The organism is Bradyrhizobium sp. Kon37 (genome assembly GCF_055807535.1).
In genome coordinates, this window is sequence record NZ_JBVVOY010000023.1 from 41801 (window position 1) to 59231 (window position 17431).

Annotated in this window: 14 protein-coding genes; 1 reads left to right on the forward strand and 13 read right to left on the reverse strand. The window is 64.5% G+C overall.

Annotation, left to right across the window (positions count from 1 at the left end):
- Positions 1-19: 19 nt before the first annotated feature.
- The 12 genes from AC0L3J_RS30295 to AC0L3J_RS30350 all read right to left on the reverse strand — a co-directional run bounded on the left by AC0L3J_RS30295 (position 20) and on the right by AC0L3J_RS30350 (position 13086).
- On the reverse strand, positions 20-295 hold the full coding sequence (locus AC0L3J_RS30295; protein ID WP_026233404.1) for a DUF1488 family protein: 276 nt from the start codon (positions 293-295) through the stop codon (positions 20-22).
- Positions 296-372: 77 nt separating this feature from the next.
- Positions 373-1851, reverse strand: a complete 1479-nt coding sequence (locus AC0L3J_RS30300) for an AMP nucleosidase (RefSeq protein WP_473349465.1) — start codon at positions 1849-1851, stop codon at positions 373-375.
- A 178-nt stretch (positions 1852-2029) separates the two neighbouring features.
- A complete protein-coding gene (locus tag AC0L3J_RS30305) occupies positions 2030-3364 on the reverse strand; it encodes an HlyD family type I secretion periplasmic adaptor subunit (RefSeq protein ID WP_456766418.1) in 1335 nt (444 codons plus the stop codon).
- Complete coding sequence (locus AC0L3J_RS30310) at positions 3361-5106, reverse strand: type I secretion system permease/ATPase (RefSeq protein WP_473349466.1); 1746 nt, start codon at positions 5104-5106, stop codon at positions 3361-3363. Before AC0L3J_RS30310 ends, AC0L3J_RS30305 begins: the two co-directional genes overlap by 4 nt.
- A gap of 260 nt (positions 5107-5366) precedes the next feature.
- Entirely contained in the window at positions 5367-5636 is a 270-nt protein-coding gene (locus AC0L3J_RS30315) for a GlsB/YeaQ/YmgE family stress response membrane protein (protein ID WP_007605178.1), read from the reverse strand.
- A 96-nt stretch (positions 5637-5732) separates the two neighbouring features.
- Positions 5733-6710, reverse strand: a complete 978-nt coding sequence (locus tag AC0L3J_RS30320) for an ABC transporter ATP-binding protein (RefSeq protein WP_473349467.1) — start codon at positions 6708-6710, stop codon at positions 5733-5735.
- Entirely contained in the window at positions 6707-8122 is a 1416-nt protein-coding gene (locus tag AC0L3J_RS30325) for an amidase (RefSeq protein ID WP_473349468.1), read from the reverse strand. The genes AC0L3J_RS30320 and AC0L3J_RS30325 overlap by 4 nt, the downstream gene beginning before the upstream one ends.
- Positions 8119-8316 (reverse strand): hypothetical protein, encoded by a 198-nt coding sequence (locus AC0L3J_RS30330; RefSeq protein WP_473349469.1) that lies wholly within the window; start codon positions 8314-8316, stop codon positions 8119-8121. The genes AC0L3J_RS30325 and AC0L3J_RS30330 overlap by 4 nt, the downstream gene beginning before the upstream one ends.
- Entirely contained in the window at positions 8313-9374 is a 1062-nt protein-coding gene (locus AC0L3J_RS30335; protein ID WP_473349470.1) for an ABC transporter ATP-binding protein, read from the reverse strand. Before AC0L3J_RS30335 ends, AC0L3J_RS30330 begins: the two co-directional genes overlap by 4 nt.
- Positions 9375-9376: 2 nt before the next feature.
- Positions 9377-10279, reverse strand: coding sequence for an ABC transporter permease (locus AC0L3J_RS30340; protein WP_027570091.1), 903 nt, complete (start codon positions 10277-10279; stop codon positions 9377-9379).
- 3 nt (positions 10280-10282) lie between these two features.
- Positions 10283-11236, reverse strand: a complete 954-nt coding sequence (locus AC0L3J_RS30345) for an ABC transporter permease (RefSeq protein ID WP_007599552.1) — start codon at positions 11234-11236, stop codon at positions 10283-10285.
- Between the two features lie 191 nt (positions 11237-11427).
- Positions 11428-13086: an ABC transporter substrate-binding protein gene (locus tag AC0L3J_RS30350; RefSeq protein WP_473349471.1), complete on the reverse strand. Its 1659-nt coding sequence runs from the start codon at positions 13084-13086 to the stop codon at positions 11428-11430.
- Between the two features lie 210 nt (positions 13087-13296).
- On the opposite strand from AC0L3J_RS30350, the gene AC0L3J_RS30355 reads away from it, so the two are divergent.
- Positions 13297-14892 (forward strand): ABC transporter substrate-binding protein, encoded by a 1596-nt coding sequence (locus tag AC0L3J_RS30355; protein ID WP_473349472.1) that lies wholly within the window; start codon positions 13297-13299, stop codon positions 14890-14892.
- 200 nt (positions 14893-15092) lie between these two features.
- Here AC0L3J_RS30355 and AC0L3J_RS30360 read toward each other — a convergent pair whose 3' ends face one another.
- Positions 15093-17324, reverse strand: a complete 2232-nt coding sequence (locus AC0L3J_RS30360; protein WP_473349473.1) for a CHASE2 domain-containing protein — start codon at positions 17322-17324, stop codon at positions 15093-15095.
- Between the last annotated feature and the right edge of the window lie 107 nt (positions 17325-17431).

Genomic DNA, 17431 nt, shown 5'->3' on the forward strand with positions numbered 1-17431 from the left:
TGCGGAGGCCGGAGCGGAACTACCGCTGCAAATGTCGCGTAAAGATCCGCACCACGTGACCCCGGACCCGCGGAGCCTCGTCGTAGAGGTCTGAGGCGAGCCGCTCGATGGTCTCGCGCAGCGACAGGAACTGGGCCTGCCGCGCGCTGCTTTCGGTACCCTGCATGCCCGCAAGCTCGTCCATCGCGGCGTCGCTGATCTGGCACTGCACGACCTCGCCGTCGTTCAGCATGGTGAAGCGAAAGGCGAGGCGTTCGAGATCATGGCCAATGATCCTGTCGCGCATGAGTGGCATCAATTCGTCCCGGTCGACCCCCGCGCCGAAAATGCCGAAAATCCCGCTGCTTGTCAGCAGCAAAGGCAATCCATCGCCTACTGGAACGCGACTTCGGCGAAACTGCGGAGCTTTCGCGAATGCAGCCGCTCGGATTCCTGCTGCTTGAGCCGTTCCAGCGCCTTCAGGCCGATCTCGAGATGCTGGCCGACGCGGCGGCGGTAGAATTCGCTGGCCATGCCTGCGAGCTTGATCTCGCCGTGCAGAGGCTTGTCGGAGACGCACAGCAGCGTGCCGTAGGGGACGCGAAAGCGGTAGCCGTTGGCGGCAATCGCGGCCGATTCCATGTCGAGCGCAACCGCGCGCGATTGCGACAAGCGGCGAATGACATCGGGCCCGCTGATCTCCCAATTGCGGTTGTCGACGCTGGCGACGGTGCCGGTACGCATCAGGCGCTTGAGCTCGAAACCTTCGAGCCCGGTGACGTCCTCGACGGCCTCCTCGAGCGCCACCTGCATCTCCGCGAGCGCCGGGATCGGCACCCACAGCGGCAACTCACGATCGAGCACATGGTCCTCGCGCACATAGCCATGGGCGAGCACGTAGTCGCCGAGCCGCTGCGTGTTGCGCAGGCCCGCGCAATGGCCGAGCATCAGCCAGGCATGGGGCCGCAGCACGGCAACATGGTCGGTGACGTTGCGCGCGTTGGACGGACCGGTACCGATATTGATCAGTGTGATGCCGCGATAGCCGGGCGCGACCAGATGGAAGGCCGGCATCTGCGGCGCACGCGGGGGCGCAACGCCCGTCGTCGCGCCGCCGCTGCGCGTGATCACATTGCCTGGAGCGACGAAGGCATCGAGGCCGGCCTCGCCAGCCTGAAGCCGCTGCTGGCAGAGCTGCGCGAAGGCGTCGACATAGAACTGGTAGTTGGTGAAGATCACGAAGTTCTGGAAGTGCTCTGGATCTGTCCCCGTGTAGTGGTAGAGCCGGCGCAGCGAGTAGTCGACGCGGGCCGCCCGAAACAGGGACAGCGGCTCGGGCGCGCCGGGCTGGAGCTCGAACGTGCCGTCGGCGATGGCATCGTCCATGGTGGCCAGATCGGGCACGTCGAACGCATCGCGCAGCGACCGCGTCACGGGCGAGTTCTCGCTGGTGGTGATGGCGGCTTCGATGTTGATGTCGCGGCGGTAGGCGAAGTGAACGGGGATCGGTTCGCTGGACTCGCCGATCTCGACCGGGACGCCGTGGTTCTGGATCAACAGTCCGATCTGCTCGGTGAGATAGGTCCGGAACAGATCCGGCCGCGTGACGCTGGTCTCGTGCACACCGGGCCGGGCGACGAAGCCGTAGGCAAGACGCGAATCCAGCCGCGCATGCGTCGCGGTCGTGACACGGACGAAGGGATAGAAGGCCCGCACCCGCGTCGTGATTGCCTCGCCGTTGACGTAAGCTTCGAACCGGTCGCGCAGGAACTTCGTGTTGCGCTCATAGATCTCTTCGAGGCGAGCGACGGCGAGGCCAGCATCGGAGAAGGATTCGGTGGCGACGGGGGGTGGAGATTGGATGGATTGCATTGTTCGACGCCGGGTTGCTGGGGCTGAATCGAACTATAGCAAGAAAACCAAAGCAAGAAAGAAGCCGCCCGTCATTGCGAGCGTAGCGAAGCAATCCAGAAATCTCGCCGCGGAGGCAACCTGGATTGCTTCGCTACGCTCGCAATGACGAAAGGAGGCGATGACGCGCTTTCGCGCGTCACTTCTCCCGGAACGCCCGCATGAACTGGTCGTGCAGCGGCTTCATCAGATAGGACAGCATGGTGCGGTCGCCGGTCTGGACGAAGGCTTCCGCCGGCATGCCGGGGATCAGCCTGGAGTCACCGAGCTTGGCGACCTCTTCCGCGGACAACGAAACGCGGATGGTGTAGTAGCTCTGACCGGTGCGCTGATCGGTGGTGACGTCGGGCGAGACGCGGCTGACGACGCCGTTGAGCTCGGGCGTGGTGCGCTGGTTGAAGGCAGACAGGCGCAGCAGCGTCTTCTGGCCGATCTGGAGCTTGTCGATGTCGACCGGATTGACCTTGGCTTCGACCTGGAGATCGTCGGCCTGCGGCACGATCAGCATGAGGGCGTCGCCGGCGGTGATGACGCCACCAACCGTATGCACCGTCGATTGCAGCACCATGCCGTCCTGCGGCGCGCGGATGTCGACGCGGCGAAGCTGGTCCTCGGCGGCGACCTTGCGCTCGATCATCTCGCCGATCTTGTCGTTGGTCTCGCGCAGATCCTTGGAGACCTCGCTGACCATGTCCTTGTCGACCTGGATGATCTGGAGCTCGGTCTCGGTGATCTTGCCCTTGGCCTGCGCGCGCGAGGCGATGTATTGCGCGCGTTCGCCGTTGAGGCGGGCGCTGTCGCGTTCGAGCGTGGTCAGGCGGGAGATCTGCACCAGATGCTTGTCATAGAGATCGCGGACACCCACGAGCTCCTGCTGCACCAGCGAGATTTCCTTGTCCTTGGCCCGCTCCTGCGCGGAAAGGCCCTCGATCTCCTCGTTAAGCTGCTGGATGCGCTCGCGCAGCTGCGCCTTCTGGCCGGCGCGTCCGTTGACGCGAACGTCGAACAGCTTGGTTTCGGCGGAGAGCAGCGCCTTGACGTCGGGATCGTTGCCGCGATCGAGCAGCGCTTGCGGGTAGTCGATCCTGTCGATCCCGCGCTGCTCGGCCTGGAGCCGCGCCGCACGCGCCTGCGCCGCGTCGAGATTCTTGGTGACGATGGCGAGGTTGGCCTTGGTGACGGTGTCGTCGAGCCGCACCACGATGTCGCCAGCCTTGACCACGTCGCCATCGTGAGCGCGCAGCTCGCCGACGACGCCGCCGGTCGGATGCTGTACCTTCTTGACGTTGGATTCGACCACGATCTGACCCGGCGCGATCAGCGCGCCCGAGATCTGCACGGTCGATCCCCAGCCGCCGAGGCCGACCAGGAGGACCAGCACGATCCCAAGCCCGAGCATCAGGTGAAACCGGATCGACTGCCGTACGGTCCGCTTCGCGGCGGGCTTCGCCCCGCCGAGCGCCATCGTGCTCATGCCTTGGCTCCGCCTTCGCTGACGATCTTGATCGGCGCCGGCGGCGTCACGCGCGGCTGGAGCACCTGGGCAAGCACCTGCTCCTTCGGCCCGAAGGCCTGCATGCGGCCGTCGCGCAGCACCAGGATCTGGTCGACCGCTTCCACGCCGATCGGACGGTGCGCCACCACGATGACGATGGCGCCGCGCTCGCGCGCCGCGCGGATGGCGCGGGTCAGCGCTTCGTCGCCTTCGGTATCGAGATTGGAATTGGGTTCGTCGAGCACGATCAGGAACGGATTGCCATAGAGCGCGCGCGCCAGCGCCACGCGCTGCGCCTGGCCCGCGGAGAGCGCCGTGCCCTGCTCGCCGACCTGGGTATTGTAGCCCTCGCGCATCTTGATGATCATCTCGTGCACGCCGGCTTCCTTGGCGGCGGCGATGATGCCGTCAGACGTGGCCTCGGGATCGAAGCGGCTGATGTTCTGCGCGATGGTGCCGCCGAACAATTCGACGTCCTGCGGCAGATAGCCGATATGGCGGCCAAGCATGTCCGACGACCATTGGTCGAGCGCCGCGCCGTCGAGCCGCACCTTGCCGCGGACAGGTTGCCAGACGCCGACCAGCGCGCGGATCAGCGACGACTTGCCCGAGCCGCTCGGTCCGATCACGCCGAGGCCATTGCCGGCTTCGAGCGCGAAGGTGATGTCCTGCACGATGAGGCGCTGGTCGCCCGGCGGCACCATGGCGATGCCTTCGACCGAGAGGCGGCTGGTCGGCGCCTGCAGCTGGGTCGGCATCGTCTGCGCCGGCATCTGCTCCAGAAGGCGGGTCAGGCGATGCCAGCTCTGGCGTGCCGCGACAAAGGATTTCCAGTGCGCGATCGCGAGGTCGACCGGCGCGAGCGCACGGGCCGAGAGGATCGAGCCGGCGATGATGATGCCGGCGGTCGCCTCCTGATGGATGACGAGATAGGCGCCGACCGCGAGCACGGCCGATTGCAGCATCATGCGTAGCACTTTTGCGACCGCGCCGAGACCGCCGGCGACGTCGCTCGCACGCTGGTTGCCGTCGAGATATTTTTCGTTGGCCTCGCTCCAGCGCGCGTTCATCCGGCCGGCCATGCCCATCGACACCATGACTTCGGCATTGCGGCGGCTGGCCTGGGCGAGATCGTTGCGCTGGGCGGCAAGCCCCATCGCCTCCTTCGCCGGCTGGCGCGACATGAACTCGGTGACCAGCGTCAGCCCGACCAGGATGACGGCGCCGACCAGCGCGGTGAGGCCGATCATGACGTGGAAGGCGAAGCAGATGGCGAGATAGAGCGGCAGCCAGGGCAGGTCGAAGAACGCGCTCGGGCCCATGCCGCCAAGAAAGGAGCGGACATTGTCGAGATCGCGCAGCGGCTGAAGCCCCTCGTTGCGGCTGCCGACCAGCAGCGGCAGACGCACGATGGTGTCGAACACCCGCTTGTTCAGGGCTTCGTCCAGCGCGGTGCCGACCCGGCCCAGGATCCGGTTACGGATCATGTCCAGCACGCCCTGCGCCATGTAGAGGAAACTGGCGAGGACGATCAGGCCGACCAGGGTCGGAATGCTGCGGCTCGGCAGCACCCGGTCGTAGACCTCCAGCATGAAGATCGACCCAGTCAGATAGAGCAGGTTGATCATGCAGCTCATCAAGCCGACGCCGACAAACGCCGTGCGACAGGCGCGCAGCGCATCACCGAGCTCTGAGCGGCGGACGCCGGGAACGGCTGCCATCAGTCTGATCTCTTTCGGGTAGGGGCCAAAGTCCCTGATTTCAAAGGCAAATTCAGGAGTAATTGACCCGGATTAACATCGCGTTTGCGCTCATCGCCCAACGCAGTCGAACACCCGGGACCCCTATGGCCCACATCACCCTCGACCGACCTTGCACGCAAGTCCGGAATCTCACGATCTTGCGGCTTTTTCTTGCAGACATGTCACCTCTCCCCGGGCGGGGAGAGGTCAAAAGTTCGATCAATTGAACTCGGGGGCCGTTAGAACCGGCCGCCGCCGCGGACCAGCCGCACCACCAGCAGCAGGATGACTGCGCCGATCGCGGAATAGATGATCTCCGATATCAGCCCGGTGCCGATGTGGATGCCGAGCTTCGGAAACAGGAAGCTTGCCACCAGCGCGCCGGCGATGCCGACCACGATATCGCCGATGATGCCGAATCCGGTTCCGCGCACCACCTTGCCGGCCAACCAGCCGGCCACCAGGCCGACGAACAGGATGACAAGCAGGCCTTCATTGGAAATGTACATAAGTGAGGTCCCTCTCCGTGAACGGTTCCATGGAAGCGGAACCGGGATGAACGAGGTCTGAATGCTGTTCCCCGTCCCCCGCTGGCGGTCCAAATATCAGGACAGTGCGGTGACTGGCTCCGCCAGCACGCACCGTGCCGCCCGGCCCGGGCTGACCTCCACATTCCCGGGCAGCTGTTCCAGGCAGCGCGGCTGGGCTACGGCGCAGCGGGGCGCAAAGGAGCAGTTGTGCGGCCTCTCGCCGAGCGACGGCGGGGTGCCGGGGATGGTCTCGAGCCGCTGTCCCCGCTTGGCCCCGTGGACGGTCGAGGCGAGCAGGCCCTTGGCATAGGGATGCACCGGCGAGCGGACGATGTCGCGAAGCGTGCCCTGCTCCACGATCTGGCCGGCATACATCACCGCGACCCGGTCGCAGATCTCGATGGCGACCCCGATGTCGTGCGTGACGAAGATAACGGACATGCCGAACTCGCGCTGCAGCTCGCGCAACAGCAGCAGGATCTGTATCTGCACGGTGGCATCGAGCGCGGTGGTCGGCTCGTCGGCGAGCAATATCTTCGGACGACACGCGAGCGCCAGCGCGATCATCGCGCGCTGACGCATGCCGCCGGACATCTCATGCGGATAGGCATCGAGCCGCCGTTTTGCGGAAGGAATGCGCACGACCTCGAGCATTTCGAGCGCCCTCGCCCTGCCTTCCGCATAAGACTTGCCTTCGTGACGCACCACGCTTTCGGCGATCTGCGCGCCGATGGTGTAGACCGGATCGAGCGCGAGCGCCGGCTCCTGAAAGATCATCGACACCGTCTGGCCGCGGAACGACGACAGTTGCTCGTCGTTCATCGCAAGAACGTCGCGGCCCATGACGTTGACCTTGCCCGTGATCTGCGTGCGCTTCTTCGGCAGCAGCCGCATCAGTGCACGCAAGGTCACGCTCTTGCCCGAACCGGACTCGCCGAGCAGGCCCAGCACCTCGCCGTCGCCGAGCGAGAGGCTGAGATCGTTCACGGCATAGACCGTACGCTCGCCGGTGAAGCGGATGTTTAGGCCTGCGATCTCTACGAGCTTTGTCATGACGGAAGTTTCGGCAGCCTGTCGTGGTAGTCGGTGGCGCGCTGGAATGCGGCGCCGATGGTGAGCAGCGTCGCTTCATCGAACGAGCGGCCGATCAACTGCATGCCGATCGGAAGACCGCTTTTGGTGAAGCCCGAGGGCACCGTGAGCGACGGCAGGCCGAGATAATTCACCGGACGGGTGAACAGCGTCAGCCGCTGCAACAGCGCCGGCGCGTTCGGCCCGCCGCCGACGTCGCTCTCCTCGATCGTCGGGGCCGGCACCGGGGACGCCGGCGCGATCATCGCGTCGACACCAGCCGTTGCTGCATTGTGCGCAGCAAGTGCCGGCCCTCGCCAACGCATCGCCTCGAGATAGGTGATGGCGGGGACCGCGAGGCCATTCTGGAGCCGCATCAACACCTGCGGACCATAATCCTGCGGTCGCTCGATCATCCAGCGCTTGTGGAAGGCGGCGGCTTCGGCTGCAAGCACGAGCTGGCTTGCCGAGGACAATTGCCGCTGATCGGGCAGCTCGACCGTGACGATGTCGGCGCCCTCGCGCTTGAGCACCGCAATGGTCTCGTCCAGCACGCGCGCGACCTCGCCGTCGAGGTCGTCGACATAGAAGGACGAGGGGACGCCGACCTTCAGGCCCTTCAGCGAGCCTTTGGTCGCGCCGACATAGTCAGACAGCGGCTCACGGCTCGCGGTCGAATCCTCAGGATCAGGGCCAGCCATCAGCGCCAGCAGCAGCGCGCAATCCTGGGCGGTGCGGGCGAGCGGGCCGACCGTGTCGAGCGACTGCGACAGCGGCATCGCGCCGGCGCGGCTGACCCGGCCGACCGTGGTCTTCAATCCCGTCACGCCGCAGAAATGCGCGGGCATGCGGATCGAGCCGCCAGTGTCGGAGCCGAGCGCGGCATAGGTCAATCGCGCCGCGACCGCCGAGCCCGAGCCCGACGACGAGCCGCCGGTGATGTGCGCGACGTTCCAGGGATTGCGAACCGGACCATAATGGGCGTTATGACCGGTCGGGCCATAGGCGAATTCGGCGAGATGCAGCGTGCCGAGCCGAACCTGGCCGGCGTCCTTCAGCCGCTGCAAGGCAGTCGAGGTGACGGTCGGAACGAAATCGCGGCGGATCAACGAGCCGCAGGTCGCGACGTGGCCGGCGTCGTAGTACATGTCCTTGTGCGCGAGCGGCACGCCATGCAACGGCCCGCGGACTTCGCCCTTGGCGAGTTCGGCGTCGGCGGCATCGGCGGCCTTCAGCGCCGCCTCCGATTCGATCGACATGAAGGCGTTGAGATGCGGCTGCCACTGCGCGATGCGATGCAGCAACGCCCGCGCCACCTCATGCGAGGACACCTGCTTCATCGCAATCGCGCGCGCGACCTCGGTAAGCGTCATCAATGCGGGTTCGGTGCTCATTTCCAGACCTTGGCAGTCTGCGCAATCGGATAGAGCGCGGGCTCGAGATCGAACGGCAATGTGCCGGCAATGGCCGCAAAGCCATCGAAGGCCGGTCCGATGGAATTGGAGATGCGCGTCGCAATCTCGTCGTCAACGGGAACACCGGCGACCTGTGCCGTCGCCTTGATCTCTTTTGTCGTCGGTCTCGTCATACGGTTTCCTCCTTCGGCGCGCGGCTATGGCCTGAACCCGGAATCGCCATGTAGCACGCGGCCTCGTGGCCCATTCTATCGAGCGCGCTGAGTTTTGGTGTCGCATTTGCGCAGAGCGGCTCCGCAAACGGGCAACGGGTGTGGAAGCGGCAGCCCGAAGGTGGATCGATCGGATTGGGCGGATCGCCCGTGATCGGCGGCGTCTCGGTGCGGCGGTCCGGATCCGAGGACGGCATCGCGGCAAGAAGTGCGCGCGTATAGGGATGTGCCGGCTGGTCCCAGACCTGGTCGACCGGTCCGAGCTCGACGACCTCGCCGAGATACATCACCAGCACGCGATCGCTGATGTAGCGCACGACGTTGAGATCGTGACTGATGAAGAGATAGGTCAGGCCGAACTCGCTCTTGAGATCGGCAAGCAGATTGAGCACCTGCGCCTCGACCGATTTGTCGAGCGCGGAGACCGCTTCATCGAGGATCACCAGCCGCGGCGAGAGTGCCAGCGCACGTGCGATGTTGACGCGCTGGCGCTGGCCGCCGGAGATCTCATGCGGATAGCGGTTGGCGAAATTTGCAGGAACCAGCCCCACTTTGCCGAGCAGCTCGCGCGCCAGCGCGCGTGCGGCGCCGTCCGCCATACCGTGCACCTTCGGGCCGAAGGCGATCGATTCCTCAATGGTCAGGCGCGGGTTGAGCGAGGCGTAGGAATCCTGGAACACCATCTGCATGCCGCGGCGCAACTCGCGCAAGGAGAGCGACTGTCCGACGCTCATGCCGTCATAGATGATGTCGCCGGTGTCGCGCGGCATCAGATGCATCAGCAGCCGCGCGGTGGTCGACTTGCCGCAACCGGACTCGCCGACGATGCCGACGGTCTCGCCCTTGGCGACAGAGAAGGAGACATTGTCGACGGCACGCACGGTGCGCTTTGCGGCGAACAAGCCGCCACGCACCGGAAAATGCTTGGTCAGGCCGTTGACCTGAAGCAGCGGCTGGGCGACGCCGCCGAGGTCTTCGATCGGCTCCAGCATCGTGACGGAGGCCTTGGTTTCGCTCATGGCTAGTTCCTGATGTCCATGGCGCTGCGCAGGCCGTCCGAGAGCAGGTTGAAGCAGATCGAGACCGCGAAGATCATCGCACCGGGGAGCGCGGCGACCCAGGGATTGACATAGATCGCGGTCCGCAAGGTATTCAACATCAGGCCCCATTCCGGCTCCGGCGGTTTGGTGCCGAGGCCAAGGAAGGACAGGCCCGCCGCAAGGATCATCGAGACCGAGATCAGGCTGGTCGCGTAGACGAAGATCGATCCGAGCACATTGCCGAGAATGTGCACGCGCATGATGGTGAACGGTCCCGCGCCCGAGGCGCGCGCGGCATCGACGAAGTCCATGTTGCGCACGCCCGTCGTGACGCTTTCGGCGACACGGGTGATCTGCGGCACGAACACGACGGTCAACGACACGATGGAATTGAGGATGCCCGCGCCCAGAGCGCCCGAGATCGCGATCGCCAGCAACACGGACGGAAAGGCATAGAACACATCGATCGTGCGCATGATCGCGGTGTTGAGCTTGCCGCCGACATAGCCGGCAACGAGGCCGAGCGACGTACCGATGCAGAAGGCGAGGATCACCGGCAAAATGCCGATGAGAAGCGACAACCGGCCGCCATAGATCAGCCGCGCCAGCATGTCGCGGCCGAGCTCGTCGGTGCCGAGCGGGTAGCCTGATGTGCCGATGTGGCGCAGGCGCCGGATCATCGAGCCCTTGTAGGGATCTTCCAGACCGAGCCACGGCGCAACGATCGCGGACAGGAAGATCAGCAGCAGCACCAGCGCGCAGACCATGCTGACCTTGTCGCGCCGGATACGACGGCCGACGGTCGCCCAATAGCCGCGCGCCTTGGTCGCGGGCGCGGACTGAAGTGCGGCGTCGCTTGTGACAGACAACGGAAGCTCGCTCATCGGCTAGCCCCGCTTGATGCGCGGGTCGATCGCGGCTTGCGCGATGTCGACCAGCAGATTGAGGAAGACGAAGAACAGCGCCAGGATCAGGATCGTGCCCTGCAGCAGCGGCAGGTCGCGCTGGAAGATCGCCGAGTTGAGCAGGAAGCCCGAGCCCGGCCAGGAGAACACGGTCTCGATCAGGATCGAGCCGCCGAGCATGTAACCGAGCTGAAGTCCCATCACCGCGAGCGCGGTGGGTGCGGCGTTCTTGATGACGTGGCGGAACACGCCGCGCTCATGCAGGCCTTTTGCACGCAGCGCCTCGACGAAGTCCTGGCTGAGAATGTCGCCGGTCAGCGCCCGCACCGTGCGGGTGACGATGCCCATCGGGATCACCGAGGTCGTGATCGCCGGCAGCACGAGATATTGCAAATGCGCCCAGTCCCAGGCCCAGGCGGCCGAGCCGCCGGGTCCGGCGCCGACGGCGGGCAGCCAGTTCAGCTGGACCGAGAAGATGATGACGAGCACCATGCCAAGCCAGTAATGCGGCACCGAGACGCCGGCGATGGCAAACGACGTCGCCAGCTTGTCGATCCAGGTCTCTCGGAAATAGCCGGCGATCAGGCCGAGCAGGATGCCCATGGTGAAGCCGATGATGGCGGCAGCAATCGCCAGCGTGACTGTGTTGCTGACCGCACGCATGACTTCGGCCAGCACCGGGCGGCCGGTCGCGATGGAATTGCCGAGATCGCCATGAAGCGCGCGGAGCAGCCAAAGCCCGAACTGCACCGGCAGCGGGCGGTCGAAACCGTAGGCGGTACGAAGCTGCGCGGCGAGCTCCTGCGAGGCGTCGGCCGGCAACACGGCCACCAGCGGATCGCCCGGCGTGATGTGCACGAGCAGAAAACACACCAGCGCGACGCTGATGACGATCGGGACGACATAGACGATGCGTCTGGCGATATAGGCGAGCACTGCAGTTCTTTCTTCCTTCTCTCCTTGCGAGAGAAGGTGGCGCGAAGCGCCGGATGAGGGGTTGTTTCCGCGGATGATACTGCGTCGGTTGAGAGGTCCGCATTCGCGGAGAGAGATCCCTCACCCGGCTTCGCTATCCGCGAAGCCACCCTCTCCCGCAAGGGGAGAGGGCACTGAGCAAACCGAGCGAACTACTGCATCGACACGAGCGAGAAGTCGATGAACCAGCTCTTCGGCTGCACGACGCCTGTCACCTTCGGGCTGATGGCACGGGGGCCGACGTCGTGGGCGACATAGAGGAAGGCTGCGTCGTCGACGGAGGCCGCGTGCAGTTCGGCGAGCGCGGCGTCACGCGCGGCGGGATCGAAGGTCTGCCGTGCCTTCTTCACGAGCTCGTCGAATTTGGGATTGTTGATGAAACCCCAATTGTTCGAGACCGGCGGGGCCATGCCCGATTGCAGGAAACGCACCAGCGCGAAGAACGGATCCATCGCCGCGTAGGTGACGTTGGTCGCGTTCGAGCCGTTGGCGCTGGGATCCTTGGCGCCGCGGCGCCAATTGGTGAACAGCGTATTCCACTCGATGACATCGAGCTGCACGTCGAAATAGCATTCGGCCAGCGCCTGCTGGAGATATTCATTCATCGGCAGCGGCTGCATCTGGCCCGAGCCGGACGCCGAGGTCTGGGTCTTCACCGTCAGCTTCTTGTTCGGGCCGAATCCTGCCTCCTGCATCAGCTTCTGCGCAGCAGCCTTGTCGTACTTGATCTCGAAGGTCGGCTTGCCGCGCCAGGGATGGCCGGGCTCGAACGTGCCGGTCGCCGGCACCATCAGCCCCGCGAGCAGGCCGTCCTTGAGGCCCTCGCGATCGACGCAGAGGTTTGCGGCCTTACGCACGCGGATGTCGTTCCATGGCGAGCCCTCGACGCGCGAGAACTGCCACGGCCAAACATGCGGCTGCTCGTTGGCGTAGAGCTTGAAACCGCGCTGCTTTAATTCGGGCAACGCGTCCGGCGCCGGTGCCTCGACCCAATCGACCTGCCCGGAGAGCAGCGCCGCGGTGCGCGCGTTCGCCTCCGGCATCGGCAGGAGCACCATTTTGTCGACCTTGGGCACGCGGTCCTTGTTCCAGTAGCTCGCATTCTTGACCAGCTCGAGCCGCTCGCGCGGGGTGAACGCGGCCATCTTCCACGGGCCGGTGCCCGCGGCGTCCTTGGCGAACGCGGTCCATGCGGCCTGCGACTTGGCCTTGGCGTCAGCGCCTTCCGCCTTTTCGTAGAAATGCTGCCACTTCGCCGGGCTCGCCATGAAGAGATTGGTGAGGTTGATCGGCAAAAAGCTGTCGGGCTCCTTGGTGGTGAGCTCGACCGTCATGTCGTCGATCTTCTTCGCCGACGCCAGCGTCGGCATGCGTGAGGCCGTGACGCCGACCTGGCTGGCGTCGAATTGCGGCGCATCCTGCTTCAGCACCTTCTCGACGTTCCACACCACGGCGTCCGCGTTGAACGGCGAGCCGTCATGGAAGGTGACGCCGGGGCGTAGCTTGAAAGTCCATTTGGTCTTGTCGGCATCGTCGACCTTCCACTCGCTGGCAAGGCCGGGGATCACCACGCTCGCCTTGTCGGCCGAGGACAGATCCCAGCCGGTGAGCGCGTCATACATGGTGAGGCCGGTGAAGCGGTTGCCTTCAAAACCCTGATCGGGCTGGCCCAACGTGCGCGGAATATCGGCAGCGGTCATGGCGATGCGCAGCACGGTTTCGGCACCGGCCGCGCGCGGCCACGCAGCCGCGCTACTGAGCGCCAGCAACGCGATCAGCGCCGCGCGGGTCTTGTTCTTATTGATAAGCATTGACTCAATCCTTTTCCGGCTTCGATGACTAATTTTGATGCAATCGTATGCAATGCCTATGCCAATGGGGAAACTTATTCTGCAAATTGCCCCTGCGACGACAAGTCCTTGTGATGACGCCTCGGTAAAAGCACCTCGCTGCCTATTCTGGCATCAAGATTGCAGGTTTGGCTCCGATTGTCCTTGAAGCCTTCCCTGGAGCTTTGGCCCATGCGTATCCGACTATCGACCTGTTTCGCCGTGCTTGCACTGGCGTTGTCCGCGATTCCCGCGGGCGCCGAGACGGTGCTGCGCTACGGCATCTCGATGGCGGACATCCCGCTGACGACCGGCCAGCCCGATCGAGGCGCCGGCGCCTATCAGTTCACGGCCTACACCATCTACGATCCGCTCGTGGCGTGGGAGATGGACGTCGCCGACCGCCCGGGAAAGCTGGTGCCGGGACTGGCCACCGAGTGGAAAGTCGATGACGAGAACAAGACCAAATGGCGCTTCACCTTGCGCAAGGGCGTGAAGTTTCACGACGGCAGCGAGTTCAACGCCGATGCCGTGATCTGGAATCTGGACAAGGTGCTCAACGACAAGGCGCCGCAATTCGACAAGCGCCAGAGTGCGCAGGTCAAGACCCGCCTGCCTTCGGTCGCGAGCTACGCCAAGATCGACGACTCCACGGTGGAGATCACCACCAAGACGGTCGATTCCTTCTTTCCCTATCAGATGTTGTGGTTCCTGGTCTCGAGCCCGACGCAGTACGAAAAGCTCGGCAAGGATTGGGACAAGTTCGCGAGCCAGCCTTCGGGGACCGGTCCTTTCAAATTGACCAAACTGGTGCCGCGCGAGCTCGCCGAGCTCACGAAGAATCCGGATTACTGGAACAAGAAGCGCATTCCCAAGGTCGACAAGCTCGTGCTGGTGCCGATGCCGGAAGCGCTGACGCGCACCAATGCGCTGCTCGCCGGACAAGTCGATCTGATCGAGACGCCGGCGCCGGATGCCGTGCCGCAGCTCAAGGCCGCCGGCATGAAGCTCGTCGACAACGTCACGCCGCATGTCTGGAATTATCATCTGAGCGTGCTGCCGGGTTCGCCCTGGACCGACATCCGTCTGCGCAAGGCGCTGAACCTCGCGATCGATCGTGAAGCCGTGGTGGGCCTGATGAACGGCCTCGCAAAACCCGCCAAGGGACAGGTCGATCCATCGAGCCCGTGGTTCGGCAAGCCGAGCTTCGAGCTGAAATACGATGTCGCCGCGGCGAAGAAGCTGGTCGAGGAAGCCGGCTACTCCAAGGCGAAGCCGCTGAAGGCGACCTTCATCATCGCGCAGGGCGGCACCGGCCAGATGCTGTCGCTGCCGATGAACGAATTCTTGCAGCAGAGCTTCAAGGAGATCGGCATCGACATCGATTTCAAGGTCGTCGAGCTCGAGACCCTCTACACGCATTGGCGCAAGGGCGCGGCCGACGAGATGAACGCCGGCATCACCGCCAACAACATCGCCTACGTCACTTCCGACCCGCTCTACGCCATCGTCCGCTTCTTCCATTCGAGCCAGATCGCGCCGGTCGGCGTCAACTGGGGTGGCTACAAGAATCCGAAGGTCGACGCGCTGATCGACGAGGCCAAGCAGACCTTCGACAGCACCAAGCAGGACGAGCTGCTGGCGCAGGCGCACGCGCTGATCGTCGACGACGCCACGCTGGTGTGGGTGGTGCACGACACCAACCCGCATGCGCTGTCGCCCAAGGTCAAGCAGTTCGTGCAGGCGCAGCACTGGTTCCAGGACCTCACGACGATCGGGGCGGAGTGAGGGTTGCGGCTCAACGCTCAGCGTCCGCAAACACCACTGTCGTCCTGGCGAAAGCCAGGACCCATAGCCACCGAATTTCGTTTGGCGAAGATTGGTGGTTGGCCGCTCGCCATAACAACTTCTCCCTGGGGTAATGGGTCCTGGCTTTCGCCAGGACGACAGCGAGAGTGTGGTTACGTTCAAACTGCGCATCTGCTCCGCTACTTCGTCAGCAGTGCATAGGCCCCGGTCCAGCCTTCCGGCGGCGGGTTGACCTGGAATTCCTTGATGCGCACTTCGTAGAGCTTGAACAGCTTTTCCAGCGTGTCGGCATCCTCGCTCCTGCGGCCGCGTTCGATCGCGTCCAGCGCGCCATGCCAGTCGCGGCTGCGATAGCAGGCGAGCATTTCGATGGTGACGTTGCGCAGGCGCTGGAACGCGCCCGAATGCATCACGTCCGCGCGGCCGGCGATCGCGTAGATCACTTCCGGCTCAGTCTTGCCCTTGACCATGATGAAGTCGAGCTCGAGAATCGCGAACTTGTCCTTGGCGGCGAGCGCGGTCCGGGAGCCAACGATGATGGGAAAGCCGTACTCCTTCGACTGGCCTTCCAGGCGCGACGCCAGGTTGACGCTGTCGCCGAGCACCGAATAGTTCTTCTTCAGGTCGGAGCCCATGTTGCCGACGACGCCGATGCCGGTGTTGAGACCGATACCGACGTTGAGCGGGATGTAGACGTGGCCGCCATCGACGGCTTCCTGCTCGCGCTCCTTATTAACGGCGTCGATCCTCTCCAGCATCTGGATCGCGGCCTCACAGGCGTTGACCTCGTGCTCGGCATCGTCGAGCGGCGCGTTCCAGAACGCCATGATGGCGTCGCCCATATATTTGTCGATATAGCCCTTCTGATCGATGATCACGTCGGTCAGCGGAGTCAGGAAACGGTTCATCAGCGCGATCAGGCCCTGCGGATCGTGCTTGTAGGTTTCCGAGATGGTGGTGAAGCCCCGCACGTCGGAGAACATGATCGTCATCTCGCGCTCCTCGCCGCCGAGGACGAGCTTTTCCGGTGACTGCGCGAGCTGCTCGACCAGCACCGGCGACATGTATTGCGCGAACATGCCGCGGATCTGCACGCGCTGCCGCTGCTCGCGCACGAAGCTGGCAAAGATCAGCGTCAGATAGATCGCGGTGGTCGACAGCAGCGGATAGGTGAAGTCGATGAGATAGCGGTGCTGCGCATAGAAGAACCAGGATACTCCGATCAGGATCGCGGCGAAGGTCGCGCCGGCAAGCACGAGACGGACCGGTCCAAGGTTCGGCGTGAAGATGATGACGAGCAGGCCGATGACAAGAGCTGCGAGCAGCTCGACGCCGAGTGCGTAGTTCGGCTGGGAGATCACCGCGCCGCTCAACACGCTCTCCAGCACCTGGGCGTGGATCTCGACGCCGGGCATGGTCGAGGACACCGGCGTGGTCTTGATGTCGTTGAGCCCAACAGCGGAGGTGCCGATCAGCACCAGCTTGCCGGCGATCTTGTTCGGCGGCACGGTGTTGTCGAGCACGTCGGCGGCCGAGACGTAGATCGAGGGATCCTGGCGGGCGTAATGCACCCAGAGCTGACCGTTCCTGTCGGTAGGGATCTCCACGCCCTTGAGACGCACGGCCCGCACGCCAGTCTTGTCGGTCCGAACCAGCAAGGTCGGCGTGCCCGTGACGACGCGCAAAATCTCGAGGCTGAGCGAGGGCATGACCATGCCCTGGGCGCGCATGATCATCGGTACGCGCCGGATCAGGCCGTCGCGCTCGGTCTTGATCGAGAACAGGCCGCGGCCGGCCGCGACCTTCTCGATCTCTGGCACGTTGCGCAACAGCCCGGGAAATTCGAACAGGAAGCGCTCAGCACCCTCCTCGCCGACCGTCGCGACGCCGGTAAAGGGCAGCGACTTGTCGACCTCGGACGAAATCGCCCGCTGCCCGGTCTCGCCCAGGATCACGCGCGAGCGCTTGATCGCTTCGGAGAGGATCTGGTCGTTGCTCGGCAGCTCGCGCAGCTTGGCGCGGGTGGCATCGTCGAGGTAACGCATCTGGCTCGCGACCAGATCCGGATTGAGCCGATCAGCCTCCGAGAACACCACGTCGAAGCCGATTGCGACCGCGCCGTGACTGGTGAGGTTCTGGATCAGGTCGGCGATCCGCGTCCGCGGCCACGGCCATTGGCCGAGCTTGGCGAGGCTCTTGTCGTCGATGTCGACGATCGTAACCGGCCGCGCCGCCTTGTGGCGCGGATCGATCAACTGAAACATGTCGAAGGTGCGCAGCCGCAGTTCCTGGATCGGCGGCGGATCCCAGAGGCGAGCGCCGGCAAACACGACCAGCAGCGCAAGGCACATCAGCCGCGCAAACCCCAACTTCCGCGCAAACCACCGCCGCAGGATCTTGAGACGTTTCATTCGGATCGGACTTCCTGCAAACCCGCTTCGGCCCGATCTTGGATCGCCATAGCGCAAATGGCCACTGCTTTGACGGCAAAGGACGGGGATTTTTCGCCGCGGTCAAA